The organism is Kineococcus auxinigenes, assembly GCF_050871525.1.
GTDB lineage: Bacteria > Actinomycetota > Actinomycetes > Actinomycetales > Kineococcaceae > Kineococcus.
Genome location: NZ_JBKBCT010000042.1, coordinates 1 through 13438, shown reverse-complemented (window position 1 = coordinate 13438; position 13438 = coordinate 1). Strand labels below are relative to the sequence as shown.

Sequence of the window (13438 nt, the reverse complement as noted above, 5' to 3'; positions counted from 1 at the left end):
CGCCGCCGCCCGTCGGGCACCCGGCCGCTGCTCAGTCGAGGGGGCCGGGCCCGGCGAGGAGCTGGCGGGCCAGGCCGGCGTGCTCGGGGAAGACCATGACGCGCGGGCCCTCGGTCGTGGGCGCCAGCGTGGCGCGGATGCCGGCGTCCACCAGGGTGCGCCGCTGAACCTCGGCCTCCACGAACGTGGCGGGTGCGGAGACCACCTCCAGCAGGCCGTACTCGCCGCTGGTCCCGCTGCGGGGGCGGCGCTCGACCAGCGAGCGCCCGTGGGAGAAGGTCCAGCGCAGCAGCAGCACCAGCAGGCCGACGACGAGCATGGCGATGACCGGGCCGAGCAGGTAGTGGTAGCCGCTGAAGTCCACCTCGTCAGTGTCCCCGCTCTGTCCAGCGCGGTCCCCGGGAAGGTCACCGTTCGGTGAACGCCGCGACCGTCCACTCCCTGATGACTGCAGCGCGTGGCAGAGTCAGCACACAGGGTGTCCTGGGTGTGCGGGAGCACGGTGCAACCGGACGGCGGGCCCCTGCGTCCTAGCCGGTGACCACGACCGGCGTCCTCGGGGGAGGAACACATGGCGATCCAGGTCGCAGCAAGGACCGCGGTGCCCAGCGCCGCGGACGAGGTGGCGGCGCGGCGCGCCGCCCGCACCGCCCCACCGGGCGGTGCCACGGTCGTCGAGGAGGACCCCGGCAGGCTCGTGCGGGTCTGCGGGCGCCTCGACGTGCACTCGGTGCCGGAGGTGCGTGCGGCCCTGCACGCCGCCGTCGACCGGGGCTCCGGGCGCCTGGTGGTGAGCGTCGACGGCATCGTCGTCGCCGACGCCACCGGGCTCGGCGTCTTCGTCGGCGCGCACCGGCGCGCTCAGCGCGCCGGCCGGGAACTGGTGCTGCGGGACGTACCGCTGCCCACCCTGCGCCTGGTGCGGGTCACGCGCCTGCACCGGGTGCTGCGGGTGGAGGACGAGCTCGCCCGTGCCGGCGGTCCGCCGCGGCAGGTGGTGAACGGGTTGCGGCAGCAGGCTCAGAACAGGCGCGCGGAGGCGTCGTCCATGCCCCGCAGGGCGTCGTAGTCCAGCGTCACGCAGCGGATGCCGCGGTCGGTGGCCAGCGTGCGTGCCTGGGGCTTGATCTCCTGGGCGGCGAACACGCCGGTCACCGGCCGCAGCTGCGGGTCGCGGTTCAGCAGCTCGAGGTAGCGCGTCAGCTGCTCCACGCCGTCGATGTCGCCGCGGCGCTTGATCTCCACGGCGATCGCGCCGCCGCCACCGTCGCGGGCCAGGATGTCCACCGGCCCGATCGCCGTGGGGTACTCGCGGCGCACCAGCCGGTACCCCTCGCCCAGCGTGGCGATGTGCTCGGCCAGCAGCTTCTGCAGGTGCGCCTCCACACCGTCCTTGACCAGACCCGGGTCCACGCCCAGCTCGTGGCTGGAGTCGTGCAGCACCTCGTGCACGGACACCACCAGCCGGTCGTCGCTCTTCAGGTGCTGCACCGTCCACGTCTCCACCACGCCCTCGCCGGCGTCCTCGCCCGCCGGGCTCACCGTCAGCCGCGCCGGGGGGCTCATCCAGTTCAGCGGCTTGTAGGAGCCGCCGTCGGAGTGCACGAGCACGCTGCCGTCGGCCTTGACCACCAGCAGCCGGGTGGCCAGCGGCAGGTGGGCCGACAGGCGCCCCGCGTAGTCGACGGAGCAGCGGGCGATGACCAGGCGCACGGTCGGGCAGCTTACGTCCTGATCCGCCGGTGCCCGGGACGCCGGGCCCGAGGCCCGTTCCCGGGACCGCTCGCGGCCCGCCCGGCGACGACCCCCCTAAGGGGGTCTGTAACGAAAATCGGCGCTCGAGCGGTGGAGGGGTGCACCGGGCGCGCCACGGTGGTGTGGAGGGGACTCCACCGCGGCGGCGCCCGGTTTCGGCGTTCCGGGACGGCTGGGAGCATGGAGGACGTGCCCCGAGCCAACCGCCGCCGCCCCGAGTCCCCGCCGCGCGGCGTGCTCGGCCGCGGCGTGGACCGCACCGTCACCGGCCCCGACGGCTCCTGGGTGGTCCGCCCCCTGCGCGGCGACACCTCCGAGAAGACCTACCGCTGCCCCGGCTGCGCGCAGGACATCCCGCCCGGCCGGGCGCACGTCGTCGTCTGGCCCTCGCGCGGCACCTTCAGCCCCGGCGACGGGGTCAGCGAGCGGCGGCACTGGCACACCTCCTGCTTCGACGCGCGCGGCCGGCGCGGACCGCGCTGACGCACGGCCCTGACGCCCGGGCCCGCCTCGTCCCCGGCCGGGCCCGCCTCGTCACCCGACGGGCGCCCCACTACCGTCGCCGGGTGACCGGAACACCCACCGAAGAGCACCCTCCCGCGAGCGTGCGGCACGACCCCGCCCGCCGCTCCTTCGCCAGCGACAACGCCGCCGGCATGCACCCCGAGGTCCTCGCCGCGCTCGTGGCGGCCAACGGCGGGCACGTCGCCAGCTACGGCGGTGACCCCTACACCGCCGCCCTGGAGGGCGTGCTGCGCGAGCACTTCGGCCCCGCGGCCGTCCCCGCCGTCGTGCTGACCGGCACGGGCGCCAACGTGGTGGCGCTGCAGGCGCTGACGCACCGGTGGGAGTCGGTGCTGTGCTCCGCGCACGCCCACGTCCTGCACGACGAGGGCGGCGCCCTGGAGCACGTCGGCGGCACCAAGCTGATCCCGCTGCCCACCGACGACGGCCTGATCGACCCGGCCGACCTGGAGCGGGCGGTGCGCCGAGCCCGGGGCCCGATGGCCGCCCCCGTCGGGGCGCTGACGCTGACGCAGAGCACCGAGCTGGGCACGGTCTACTCCGCCGCGCACCTGCGCGAGCTGGTCGAGGTCGCCCACGGCCTGGGCGTGCGGGTGCACGTGGACGGCGCGCGCCTGGCCAACGCCGCCGTCGCCCTGGGCGCGGGGCTGGGGGAGCTGACGACCCGCCTGGGCGTGGACGCGGTCTCCCTGGGCGGGACGAAGAACGGTGGCGGGATCGCCGAGGTCGTCGTGGTCCGCGACGAGGCGGCGGCGCCGGGGCTGGCGCGGCTGCGCAAGCAGTCGCTGCAGCTGGTCTCCAAGGCCCGCTTCGTCTCCGCGCAGCTGCTGGCCCTGTTCGAGGGCGACCTGTGGCTGCGCAACGCCGCGGCCGCGAACGCGGCGGCCGCCCTGCTGGCGCGCGGCCTGCAGGACCTGGGGTCCCGGGTCCGGCTGACGCGACCGGTGCGGGCCAACGCCGTCTTCGCCTCGCTGCCCGCCGCGGTCGCCGAGCGCGCCGCCGAGCGCGTGCCGTTCTTCGTGTGGGACCCCCACCACGGCCCCGGCACGGTCGAGGCGCGGTTCGTCACCTCCTTCGACACCACCGGTGGCGACGTCTCGGCGCTGCTGGGCGTGCTGGGCGAGGAGCTGGCCCGGTGAGCGGCGCACCGGACCCGGGCGCCGGCCCCGTGGAGATCCGCTCGGACGTGGTCCTGCCCGCCCGCCGCGAGGACGTCGAGCTGCACACCGCCGACGGCCTCACGCTCGTGGGGGAGCTGGCGCTGCCGGCCGAGCGCGACCCGGTGGCGACGCTGGTGACGCTGCACCCGCTGCCCACCGCCGGCGGGTTCATGGACAGCCACGTGCTGCGCAAGGCGTCGTACCGCCTGCCGGCGCTGGCGGACCTGGCGGTGCTGCGCTTCAACACCCGGGGCACCTCCAGCCCCCGCGGGACCAGCGAGGGCACCTTCGACGCCGGCGGGGCCGAGCGCTTCGACGTCGCCGCCGCGCTGGAGCTCGCCGAGTTCCGCGAGCTGCCGCGGGTGTGGTTGCTGGGGTGGTCCTTCGGCACCGACCTGGCCCTGGTGCACGGGCGGGACCCGCTGGTGGAGGGGCTGATCCTGCTCTCGCCGCCGCTGCGCTGGTCCACGCCGCAGGACCTGCGCGCCTGGGGAGAGCTGGGTCGGCCGGTGACCGCGCTGGTGCCGGAGCTGGACGACTTCCTGCGCCCGGACGAGGCGCGCGAGCGCTTCGCCGAGCTGCCGCAGGCGGAGGTCGTGGCCGTGGAGGGCGCCAAGCACCTGTGGGTGGGGGAGCCCTCGGTGCGGCGCGTGCTCGACGAGGTCGTCGCCCGCGTCAACCCGGCCAGGTCGCCGCTGCCGACCACCTGGCCCCCGTCCTGACGCGCCGCCGCGGCGCGCCCGCCGCCCCGCGGGGCGCGGACGCACCGCGGCGGGGGCTCAGCCGACGGCGCCGGCGCGGTCCTCGCGCGGGGCGCGGCCGGTGAGGTCGACGACCTCCGCGTCCCCCTCCCCGGCGCCGTCGGGGTGCTCGCCCCGCTCGACGTCGTGCGGCGCGTCGTGGGTCAGGGGAGCCAGCCCGAGCAGGCCCCGCAGGTCGTCCAGGTGCTCGGTGATCTCGTCGCGCTGCTGCATGAGCTCGTCGACCTCCGCCTGCGCCGAGGCGCGGCTGCGCTCGGCCTGCTCGCGGGCGGTGTCCACCATCTTCTGGGCGCGGGTCCGGGCCTCGGTGACCATCGCGTCGGCCTCCTCGCGGGACCGCTCGGCGCGCAGCGCCGCCTGGGCCAGCGCCTCGGCGCGGATGGACTCGGCGGCCTCCGCGGCCTGCTGGGCGCGCTCCTCGGCCTCGGCGGCGCGCTGCTCGGCCTCGGCGATGCGGGCCGCGGTGCGGGCGGCGGCCACCTCCAGGCGCTGGCGGTCCTCCTCGGCGGCGCGCTCGCGGGCCGCGGCCAGGGCGAGCTCCTGCTCGCGGACCGCGGCCTCGGTGCCGGTGCGCAGCTCCAGCGTCTCGCGCTCGGCCTGCGCGCGCAGCGCCGCGGCGTGGCGCTCGGCGGCGGCGACCGCCTCGGACGTCTCGTGCTCGGCCTGGGCGCGCAGGTTGGCGGCGTGGCGCTCGGCGGCGGCGGTCGTCTCCGCCGCGCTGCGCCGTGCGGACTCCACGAGGCCCTCGGCGTCCGCACGGGCGCGCTCGAGGATCTCGGCGGCGTCGCGGGTGGCGGCCGAGGTGCGCCGCTGGGCGTCCTCGTCGGCGCGGGTGCGGGTCTCCAGGGCCTCGGCGCGGGCCTCCTCGCGCAACCGGTCGGCGTCGCGGCGGGCCGAGCGCAGGATCTCCCCGGACTGGTCCTCGGCCAGGCGCAGCAGCTTCTCCATGCGCGCGCCCAGGCCCGAGTAGGTGGGCTTGTCGTGCTCGCGCAGCTCCTTCTGGACCTGGCTGAGCTCGGCGGCCACCCGCAGCGCACGGGCGTCGCTCTCCTCGACGCGGGCGCGCGCCTCGCGCAGCGCCTCCTCGAGGTGCTGCAGCCGGGCGTCGACCTGAGCTCGGTCGTAACCGCGCACGACGATGTTGAACGCGTCGTGGGACTCGCTGGACACCGGCGGACCTCCGGGCTGGTCGGGGACGGGCGGCGGACGGGCGGAACGCCTCCGCCGGGTGACGGAGCGGCGCGTCCGCTCCGCCGCAGCGTAGTCGCGCCGCGGCCGGGGACCGGGCAGGCGCTCCACCCGCGCGGCGCCTAGCGTGGGCGCGTGCTCGTCGCCTTCTCCGTCTCCCCGTCCGGTGGTCCCGCGCCCGAGGGCGCGCTCGACGGCTCGGTGAGCGCCGCCGTCGCCGACGCGGTCCTCGTGGTGCGCTCCTCGGGCCTGCCGCACCGCACCGACGCGATGTTCACCACGGTGGAGGGCAGCTGGGAGGAGTGCATGGACGTGGTGCGCCGCGCCTGCGAGGCGGTCGGCCGCCACGGCCCGCGCGTGTCGCTCGTCCTCAAGGCCGACATCCGCCCCGGTCGCGAGGGCGAGCTCACGGGGAAGCTGGAGCGGCTGGAGGCCGCCGTGGAGCGGGCGCAGGGCGAGGCCGGCCGCGGCCAGTGAGCGTGCCGGGCCGGCCCCGCCGCCACGCTCAGCCGCGCCGGTCCGAGCCGCGCCGCAGCACCCCGTCGAGGGAGAAGCGGCCGGCGCCCGTGAACAGCAGCACCAGACCGGCCGCGCCGAGCAGCAGGGCGTTCTCCCCGTTGACCTGACCCTCGACGAGGAAGCCGCTCGGGGCGTGGACGAGCAGCCACACCCCGGCCATCTGCACCACCAGCAGGCCGCCGGCCACGCGGGTCAGCAGGCCCAGCAGCAGCAGCGAGCCGAGGCCGACCTCGCCGAGGACGACGAGCCAGCCCGCCAGGTCGGGGGCCGGCACGCCCAGGGAGGCGGCCATCCCCGTGGCCCGCTGCGGTTCGAGGAGCTTGGGGACGCCGTGCACCAGGAGCAGGGCGCCGGCGACGAGGCGCCCGAGGAGCAGTCCCGTGCTGGGCGCCGAGGGGGTGCTCGCGGCGCTCGAGGCGCCGCGGGTGGTCGAGGGGCTGTCGGTGGGCGTGCTGGTGGTGGTCATGGTCCGGTCCTCTGCGTTCGGGAGGGGGCTCTGCGGCCCTTCGGGCGGGCGCGAGGTGTCGCGGCAGGCTGCGGCGACGGTGGCGGTCGGCCAGGGGTGCGCGGGTGCAGCCCCTCGCCGTGATCACCACCCCGTCAACGAGGCCCCCGCGGGCGCGGTTCACCGCGGCGGGCGGCTCGTCCCCGCTCCGGCGGGATTCACGCCCGCCGTGCGGGCGCGCGTAGGGTGTCCCCCCGTACCCGGTGCCCGCTCCGTGCGAGCCGGGGCCCCGCAGCGCGCTGAGGACCCGCGGGCTCGGAGGCCGCGCCGACCGGGGGACGTCACCCGACCACCACCCCGGAGGACCCCGTGCGACGCGCGATCGCCTGGCTGCTGCTGCTGGCCGGTCTCGGCTGCGGTGCCGCCGGAGCCCTGCTGCTGACCGTGCTGGCCCCGCCGCGGACCCTGACCGTCGAGGTCGGCGCGGCCGACGGCGCGGTGGCCGTGGTCACCGCCCCCGGCGTCCTGGACCTCACCGGGCCGCGGGCGACCGTCAGCGCCCGCGCCGCCGACGGGCGGGACGTCTTCATCGGCGTGGCCACCGCCCGGGACGCCGAGGCGTGGCTCGGCGACGCCGCGCGCACCGAGGTCACCGGCGTGGACGGCTCGCTGCGCGAGCCGGTCGCCGGCACGAGCTCCACCGGGACGGGCCCGGCGGCCGACCCGCGCGCCGCGGACGTGTGGCTGGCCTCCGCCGACGGCGCAGGCAGCGCCTCCCTCGCCTGGGGCACCACCACCGACGACGCCCTCGCCGCGGCCGGCGGCGCGGTCGCCCTCGTGGCGACCGACGGCACCGCCGCGGCCCCGGAGCGGGTGGAGCTGTCCTGGGTGCCGACGGGGGCGGCCGCCCGGCACCCCTCGGCCGTCCCGCTCGCCGCGGGCGGCGGCGTCCTGGTCCTGCTCGGCGTCGTCGGCCTGCTGCTGCACCGCCGACCGCGCCGCACCGCCGGCACCCCCGCTCGACCCGCCCGGCAGGAGACCGCCTGATGCGCCGACCCGCCCGGACCACGGCGCTGACCGCCGTCTGCGCGGCGCTGCTGGCGCTGCCCGCCTGCGCCCAGCTGCCCGCCGTGCAGGCCCCCGCCGCCGCGGGGGAGCGCGTGCCGCTCGTGGTGCAGCCCGCGCAGGCCGCCCGCACCGCCGAGGCGGCCACCGCACCCCTGCAGGCCCTCGCGGACCCGGCCGCCACCGACCTCGAGGCGCTGGAGCAGCGGGTGGGCGGCCCCGAGCTGGCCCTGCGCCGCGCCGCCGCGACCGTCGCCGCCGCGGGCGTCACCCCGCCCGCGAGCGGTGCCGACGACCTGGACGCGATGTCCTCGGTCCTGCCTCGGCAGGAGGCCTGGCCGCACTGGTTCCTCACCGTCACCGAGCCGGGGGAGGACACCAAGCCGTCCCTGGTGGTGCTGCGCTCGCCCTCGGCGCGCGAGCCGTACCGGGTCTGGGCGACCCCCTCGCTGCTGCCGGGCGCGAGCCTGCCCACCACGGGCGCACCCGCCGAGGGGGCGGCGGTCGTGGCCGACGACGAGGACACCAACCTGCCGATGAGCCCCGCCGCCGTGGCCGAGCGCTACGCCGACGTGCTGCTGGAGGGGGACGCCAGCGAGTTCGCCGGGCAGTTCGCCGCCGACGCCTACCGCCAGGGCGTGCTGGCCTCCGTGCAGGAGCAGCGCAGCGCGCTGGAGGCCGCGGGCGGGTCGCTGACGCAGGAGCGGACCCTGCTGGAGGACCCCGTGCTGGCCGTGCGCACCCGCGACGGCGGGGCGCTCGTGGTGGCGGGCTACCGCTGGACGACGACGCTGCGCGGCCCGGCGGGCGGGGTGCCCGGGCAGCTGGACCCGGTGCTGGCCGCGCTGGCGGGGCGCGAGAGCGCGACCGACCTGACGGTGGTGCGCGAGGAGGTCGTGGTCTTCGCCGTGCCGCCCGGGCAGGGCCAGGTCGCCGCGGTCGCCGTGCAGAGCGGGCCGGTCTCGGTGGAGGCGTCCTGACCGCCGCGGACCGCACCCGGAGGGGCTGCGGCGCGTCGGCGGCTGCGTGAGAAGCTGACCGCCATGACTCAACCGACTCCCCCCGGTGCGGGGCTGAACCTGCGCGGGGCGGTGGACCTCGGGGCGCTGGCGGCCCGCAACTCCCGCCGCGAGGAGGTCGCGCGCCGCGCCGCCGCCGATCCGGCCACCGCGCAGCAGGCCTCGCCGTTCGTCGTGGACGTCACCGAGGAGTCCTTCACCGAGGTCGTGCAGTCGTCGGTGGAGTTCCCCGTCGTGCTGGACCTGTGGGCCGAGGGGTACGACACCGGTGCGGAGGTCCTCGCCCAGCTCGCCGACGAGTTCGGCGGCCGGTTCCTGCTGGGCCGCATCGACGCCCAGGCCGAGCCGGCCCTGGCGCAGTCGCTGGTGCAGTCCCTGCAGGCGCGCGCGGTCCCGCTGGTCGCGGCGATCGTCAAGGGGCAGCCGCTGCCGCTGTTCACCGGCGCCTACCCCTCTGCGGAGGAGGCCCGTCCGCTGCTGGAGGAGGTCCTGCGCGTCGCCGAGGCCAACGGCGTGACCGGCCGGGTGCCCGGCGAGGCCGCGCCCGCCGCCGACGAGCCCGCGGCGCCGCCGCTGCCCCCGCTGCACGCCGAGGCGCTGGCCGCCGCCGAGGCCGGCGACCACGACGCCGCCGCCGCGGCCTGGCGCAAGGCCCTGGCCGCGGACCCGCGCGACACCGCGGCCACCGAGGGCCTGGCCCGCGTCGGCGTGCTGCGGCGCGTGCAGGGCGTCGACCTCGCCCAGGCGCGGGCGGCGGCCGCCGCCGCGCCCGACGACGTCGCCGCGCAGCTCGTCGTGGCCGACCTGGACCTCGTCGGCGGCCACGTCGAGGACGCCTTCGACCGCCTCCTGCGCATCGTGCAGCGCACCGCCGGCGAGGACCGCGACGCGGCCCGCACCCACCTGCTGGAGCTGTTCACGGTGGTCGGCACGAGCGATCCGCGGGTGGTCAAGGCCCGCGCCGCGCTGACGCGCGCGCTGTTCTGAGCCGCACCCGTCCGGGGCCGCGCCGGGTGCGCGGCCCCGGGCCGGGGCGCTGCCGCCGCTTAGGATCACGTCCGTGAGCACCGAGGCGAGCACCCCCACCGGCAGCGCGGCCAGGGCCCTGCCCCGCGCCGCGCCCGCTGCGCGCGGCGTCGACTCCCGCGGCGTGGCCGCCTTCCTGGACGCGGTCGAGGCCGCCCCCGGCGTGGAGCTGCACTCCCTGGCGGTGCTGCGCGGCGGGCACGTCGTGGCCGAGGGCTGGTGGGAGCCCTACGCGCCCGAGCTGCCGCACCTGCTGTACTCGGTGAGCAAGAGCTTCACCGCCACGGCCCTGGGCCTGGCGGTCGCCGAGGGCCTGGTGGACCTGGACGCGACCGTCCTGTCGTACTTCCCCGAGCTGGACGCCGACGTCACCGACGAGCGGTCGCGCTCCATCCGCGTGCGGCACGTGGCCGCCATGGCCAGCGGGCACACCGCCGAGACGCTGGGCGAGGCGAGCGCGGACCCCACCGGCGACGTCCTGCGCGGCTTCCTGCGGCTGCCTCCGCAGGGCGAGCCGGGCGAGGTCTTCGCCTACAACCAGCCCTGCACCCACGCCCTGGCCGCGATCGTGCAGCGGGTCACCGGCGGCACGCTGACGCAGTACCTGCGCCCGCGGGTGCTGGACCCGCTCGGCATCGGGGACACCGCCTGGCTGAAGGACGAGCAGGGCCGCGAGATCGGCTGGTCCGGGCTGCACGCGACGACGGAGGCGCTGGCCGCGCTGGGCCAGCTGCACCTGCAGGGCGGGCGCTGGGACGGGCGGCAGCTGCTGCCCGAGGCGTGGGTCGAGCAGGTCCGCCGGGCGCACGTGGCCACCGCCGACGCCCACCCCGACCCGGACTGGCAGCTCGGGTACGGCTTCCAGTTCTGGGTGTCCCGGCACGGCTACCGCGCCGACGGCGCCTACGGCCAGTTCGCCCTGGTGCTGCCCGAGCAGGACGCCGTCGTGGCGATCACCGGTCAGAGCAGCACCACGCAGGTGCTGCTGGAGGCGGTGTGGGAGCACCTGCTGCCAGCGCTGTCGGGGCCGCCGCTGCCGCCGGACGCCGCCGAGCACGACGCTGCGCTCGCCGCCCGCCTGGCGGTCCTGCGCCTGGACGCGCCGGTGGCGGCGGCCGGAGCCGGTGGGTCCGCGGGCGAGCCTGTGCAGGCCCGCCTGACCCCGGTCCCCGGCAGCGCACCCGCCACCCTGACGCGCGTGCTGCTGCAGCGGGACGCCGCCGGGACCGGCTGGTCGATCGTCCTGGAGGACGCCGGGGACCGGCTGACCGCGGCGCTGGGGGAGGGGTGGGTCACCACCGGCCCGCTGGCGACGGCCTGGGCGTGGACCGGTCCGGGAGCGCTGCGGGTGGACGTGGTCTTCGTGCAGACCCCGCACCGCCTGCAGCTGCAGCTGGACCCGGCGGCCGGCACGTTCCGCGGGACCTGGTGCACCGCACCGCTGCACGAGCCCCCGCTGGCGCGGCTGCGCGCACCCCTGGCCCCCTGAAGGTGGTCCCGTGAGGTGCTCCGGTCGCGGTCCCCGCCGGTGTGCTGCACCGTGGACCGTTGCCGACCCGACCCCCACCCACCCCACGGAGCTGCGGTGATCGACTACCTGCGCGGCGATTCGGCCGCCGTGCTGGACGCCCTGACCGAGCACGTCGTCCTGTCGGTGGTGCCGCTCGTGATCGGCGCCCTGCTGGCGCTGCCCGTGGGGTACCTGGGCGTGCGGTTCCCGCGCGTGTACCAGCCCCTCATGGGCGTGTGGGGCGTCGTGTACGCGATCCCCTCCCTGGCGGTGTTCGTCACGCTGCCGTACCTGCTGGGCACCCGGATCCTGTCGCCGGTGAACGTCGTGGTGGCGCTGGCGGTGTACACGCTGGCGCTGATGGCCCGCACGGTCGCCGACGCGCTGCGCTCGGTGGACCCGGCGCTGACGGAGGCCGCCACCGCCATGGGGTACCGGCGCACGCGGCGGCTGGTGGAGGTGGAGCTGCCGCTGGCGCTGCCGGTGGTCCTGGCCGGGGCGCGGGTGGCGGCCGTGTCCAACATCAGCCTGGTCAGCGTCGGCGCGCTCATCGGCGTCGGTGGACTGGGGGTCCTGTTCACGCGGGGGTTCCAGCTGGACTACCCGGAGCCGATCGTGGTCGGGATCGTGCTGACGCTGCTGCTGGCAGCCGTGGCGGACCTGCTGCTGGTGCTGCTGCAGCGCTGGGCCACGCCGTGGACCCGGTCGGCCGGGCGGAAGGGCTGAGACCGTGGAGGAGACCCCCTACCTGCTGGACCCGGCGCACTGGAGCGGCGACGGCTCGATCCCGCAGCTGGTGCTCGCCCACCTCGGGTACACGGGCCTGGCGCTGCTGGCCGGGTTCTGCATCGCCTTCCCGCTGGGGCTGCTCATCGGTCACACCGGCCGCGGCTCGTTCCTGGCCATCAACGCGGGCAACGCCGGGCGGGCCCTGCCGACGCTGGGCCTGCTCATGCTGCTGGTGACGCTCATGGGCCTGGGCGTGCTGCCGGTGCTCATCGCCCTGGTGGTCCTCGTGATCCCCCCGATCCTCACCTCCACCTACGCCGGGCTGCGCTCGGTCGACCGCGCCGTCGTGGACGCCGCGCGCGGCATGGGCATGCGCCCGCTGCAGGTGCTGTTCGGCGTGGAGGTGCCCATGGCGATGCCGGTGTTGTTCAGCGGCCTGCGCGCGGCGACGCTGCAGGTGGTGTCCACGGCGACGGTCGCCGCCGCCGTGAGCCTGTCCGGGCTGGGGCGCCTGCTCATCGACGGCCTCGCCGTCAACGACTACGGCCGCGTGCTCGCCGGCGCCGTGGTCGTGGCGGTCCTGGCGATCGTCCTGGACCTGCTGCTGGCCCTGGTGCAGCGGACCGTCGTCTCCCCGGGGCTCACCGGCCGCGGCTCGCACCGCGCCCGAGGCCGGCGCCGCCCGGCCACCCCGGACCAGTCCCGCCTCGACGCCGACCTGGCGTGAGGACCGAACGGAAGGCATCACCCATGGACCGCAGAACCCTGCTGACGACCGTCCTGGCCTCGGGCGGCGCCCTGGGCCTGGCCGCCTGCGGGGCGGGGGAGGACCCGCTCGCCGCGGATCCCGGCACCGAGGGGGCTGAGACGGGCGCACTGGTGATCGGCTCGGCGAACTTCCCCGAGAGCGAGCTGCTCGCGGAGATGTACGCGCAGGTGCTGGAGGCCTCCGGCGTCGACGTGGAGCGCAACTTCGGCATCGGCTCGCGCGAGGTGTACCTGCGTGCGCTGCAGGACGGCTCGATCGACCTCATCCCCGAGTACAACGGCGCCCTGCTCGCGGCGGTCTCGGACGGCGGCGTCCCCGAGGACGTCAACACCTCGGAGGAGGTGTACGAGGCGCTGGAGGAGGCCCTGCCGGACGGCCTGACGGTGCTCGAGCAGGCCGCCGCCGAGGACAAGGACAGCCTGACCGTCACCCGGGCCACCGCCGAGCAGTACGGCCTGACGAGCATCGCGGACCTGGCCCCGGTGGCCGGTCAGCTCGTGGCGGGCGGTGCGCCGGAGTTCGCCGAGCGGTACCAGGGCCTGGTGGGTCTGGAGGAGGTGTACGGGGTGGAGTTCGCCGACTACCGCTCGCTGGACGTCGGCGGCCCGCTGACCGTGCAGGCGCTGCTCGACGGCGACGTGCAGGTCGCCAACCTCTTCACCACCGACTCCGCGATCGAGTCCAACGACCTCGTCGTGCTGGAGGACCCGCAGAACCTGTTCCTGGCCGAGAACGTGGTGCCGCTGATCAGCGCCGCGCGCAGCGACGCGCTGATCGCAGCGGCGCTGAACGCGTTCTCGGAGACCCTGACCACCGAGAAGCTCACCGAGTACCTGGCGCGGGTGCAGGTCGGCAAGGAACCCGTCGCCGACGTCGCGCGCGCCTACCTGGAGGCCAACCCGGTCGAGCCGGCAGCGAGCTGACCCGGCCCGCAGCGGCACGACGACGGCCGGCCACCCGCGCGGGT

15 protein-coding genes and 1 pseudogene are annotated in these 13438 nt (G+C 77.1%); 12 read left to right on the top strand and 4 right to left on the bottom strand.

What is annotated here, in order from left to right; genetic code table 11:
• Window positions 1–31: 31 nt before the first annotated feature.
• Window positions 32–364, bottom strand: a complete 333-nt coding sequence (locus ACRYR9_RS12480; protein WP_432493500.1) for a hypothetical protein — start codon at window positions 362–364, stop codon at window positions 32–34.
• A gap of 258 nt (window positions 365–622) precedes the next feature.
• Between ACRYR9_RS12480 and ACRYR9_RS12475 the strand changes: the two are divergent.
• Window positions 623–970 (top strand): annotated as a pseudogene (locus ACRYR9_RS12475) (STAS domain-containing protein); the annotation flags it as partial.
• Between the two features lie 50 nt (window positions 971–1020).
• On the opposite strand, the gene nucS reads toward ACRYR9_RS12475, so the two are convergent.
• Window positions 1021–1713, bottom strand: coding sequence for an endonuclease NucS (gene nucS, locus ACRYR9_RS12470; protein WP_432493502.1), 693 nt, complete (start codon window positions 1711–1713; stop codon window positions 1021–1023).
• A 222-nt stretch (window positions 1714–1935) separates the two neighbouring features.
• Here nucS and ACRYR9_RS12465 point away from each other — a divergent pair, with 222 nt between their 5' ends.
• From ACRYR9_RS12465 to ACRYR9_RS12455, 3 genes are all read left to right on the top strand, one after another.
• Complete coding sequence (locus tag ACRYR9_RS12465) at window positions 1936–2238, top strand: hypothetical protein (protein WP_432493504.1); 303 nt, start codon at window positions 1936–1938, stop codon at window positions 2236–2238.
• An 83-nt stretch (window positions 2239–2321) separates the two neighbouring features.
• Window positions 2322–3419, top strand: coding sequence for a threonine aldolase family protein (locus ACRYR9_RS12460; RefSeq protein ID WP_432493506.1), 1098 nt, complete (start codon window positions 2322–2324; stop codon window positions 3417–3419).
• Window positions 3416–4162, top strand: coding sequence for an alpha/beta hydrolase (locus tag ACRYR9_RS12455; RefSeq protein WP_432493508.1), 747 nt, complete (start codon window positions 3416–3418; stop codon window positions 4160–4162). The genes ACRYR9_RS12460 and ACRYR9_RS12455 overlap by 4 nt, the downstream gene beginning before the upstream one ends.
• A gap of 57 nt (window positions 4163–4219) precedes the next feature.
• On the opposite strand, the gene ACRYR9_RS12450 is transcribed toward ACRYR9_RS12455, so the two are convergent.
• A complete protein-coding gene (locus ACRYR9_RS12450) occupies window positions 4220–5371 on the bottom strand; it encodes a coiled-coil domain-containing protein (RefSeq protein WP_432493510.1) in 1152 nt (383 codons plus the stop codon).
• A 153-nt stretch (window positions 5372–5524) separates the two neighbouring features.
• On the opposite strand from ACRYR9_RS12450, the gene ACRYR9_RS12445 reads away from it, so the two are divergent.
• Window positions 5525–5866, top strand: coding sequence for a thiamine-binding protein (locus ACRYR9_RS12445; protein WP_432493512.1), 342 nt, complete (start codon window positions 5525–5527; stop codon window positions 5864–5866).
• A 28-nt stretch (window positions 5867–5894) separates the two neighbouring features.
• Here ACRYR9_RS12445 and ACRYR9_RS12440 read toward each other — a convergent pair whose 3' ends face one another.
• Complete coding sequence (locus tag ACRYR9_RS12440) at window positions 5895–6374, bottom strand: DoxX family protein (RefSeq protein ID WP_432493514.1); 480 nt, start codon at window positions 6372–6374, stop codon at window positions 5895–5897.
• 348 nt (window positions 6375–6722) lie between these two features.
• Here ACRYR9_RS12440 and ACRYR9_RS12435 point away from each other — a divergent pair, with 348 nt between their 5' ends.
• The 7 genes from ACRYR9_RS12435 (at window position 6723) to ACRYR9_RS12405 (ending at window position 13394) form a co-directional block, all read left to right on the top strand.
• Window positions 6723–7400, top strand: coding sequence for a hypothetical protein (locus ACRYR9_RS12435; RefSeq protein WP_432493516.1), 678 nt, complete (start codon window positions 6723–6725; stop codon window positions 7398–7400).
• Window positions 7400–8398, top strand: a complete 999-nt coding sequence (locus ACRYR9_RS12430) for a hypothetical protein (protein WP_432493518.1) — start codon at window positions 7400–7402, stop codon at window positions 8396–8398. The genes ACRYR9_RS12435 and ACRYR9_RS12430 overlap by 1 nt, the downstream gene beginning before the upstream one ends.
• Before the next feature lie 63 nt (window positions 8399–8461).
• Window positions 8462–9424, top strand: a complete 963-nt coding sequence (locus tag ACRYR9_RS12425; RefSeq protein ID WP_432493520.1) for a co-chaperone YbbN — start codon at window positions 8462–8464, stop codon at window positions 9422–9424.
• A 73-nt stretch (window positions 9425–9497) separates the two neighbouring features.
• Window positions 9498–10952 (top strand): serine hydrolase domain-containing protein, encoded by a 1455-nt coding sequence (locus ACRYR9_RS12420; protein WP_432493522.1) that lies wholly within the window; start codon window positions 9498–9500, stop codon window positions 10950–10952.
• Window positions 10953–11048: 96 nt separating this feature from the next.
• Window positions 11049–11699, top strand: coding sequence for an ABC transporter permease (locus ACRYR9_RS12415; protein ID WP_432493524.1), 651 nt, complete (start codon window positions 11049–11051; stop codon window positions 11697–11699).
• A 4-nt stretch (window positions 11700–11703) separates the two neighbouring features.
• Window positions 11704–12429 carry an ABC transporter permease gene (locus ACRYR9_RS12410; RefSeq protein WP_432493526.1) on the top strand — a complete coding sequence of 242 codons (726 nt, stop codon included), beginning with the start codon at window positions 11704–11706 and terminating at the stop codon, window positions 12427–12429.
• Window positions 12430–12452: 23 nt separating this feature from the next.
• Complete coding sequence (locus tag ACRYR9_RS12405) at window positions 12453–13394, top strand: ABC transporter substrate-binding protein (RefSeq protein WP_432493528.1); 942 nt, start codon at window positions 12453–12455, stop codon at window positions 13392–13394.
• Window positions 13395–13438 lie beyond the last annotated feature (44 nt).

Coding starts and splice junctions, on each gene's coding strand:
- ACRYR9_RS12405 (WP_432493528.1), top strand. CDS start 12,453: ATGGACCGCAGAACCCTGCTGACGACCGTCCTGGCCTCGGGCGGCGCC.
- ACRYR9_RS12440 (WP_432493514.1), bottom strand. CDS start 6,374: ATGACCACCACCAGCACGCCCACCGACAGCCCCTCGACCACCCGCGGC.
- ACRYR9_RS12465 (WP_432493504.1), top strand. CDS start 1,936: ATGGAGGACGTGCCCCGAGCCAACCGCCGCCGCCCCGAGTCCCCGCCG.
- ACRYR9_RS12430 (WP_432493518.1), top strand. CDS start 7,400: ATGCGCCGACCCGCCCGGACCACGGCGCTGACCGCCGTCTGCGCGGCG.
- ACRYR9_RS12425 (WP_432493520.1), top strand. CDS start 8,462: ATGACTCAACCGACTCCCCCCGGTGCGGGGCTGAACCTGCGCGGGGCG.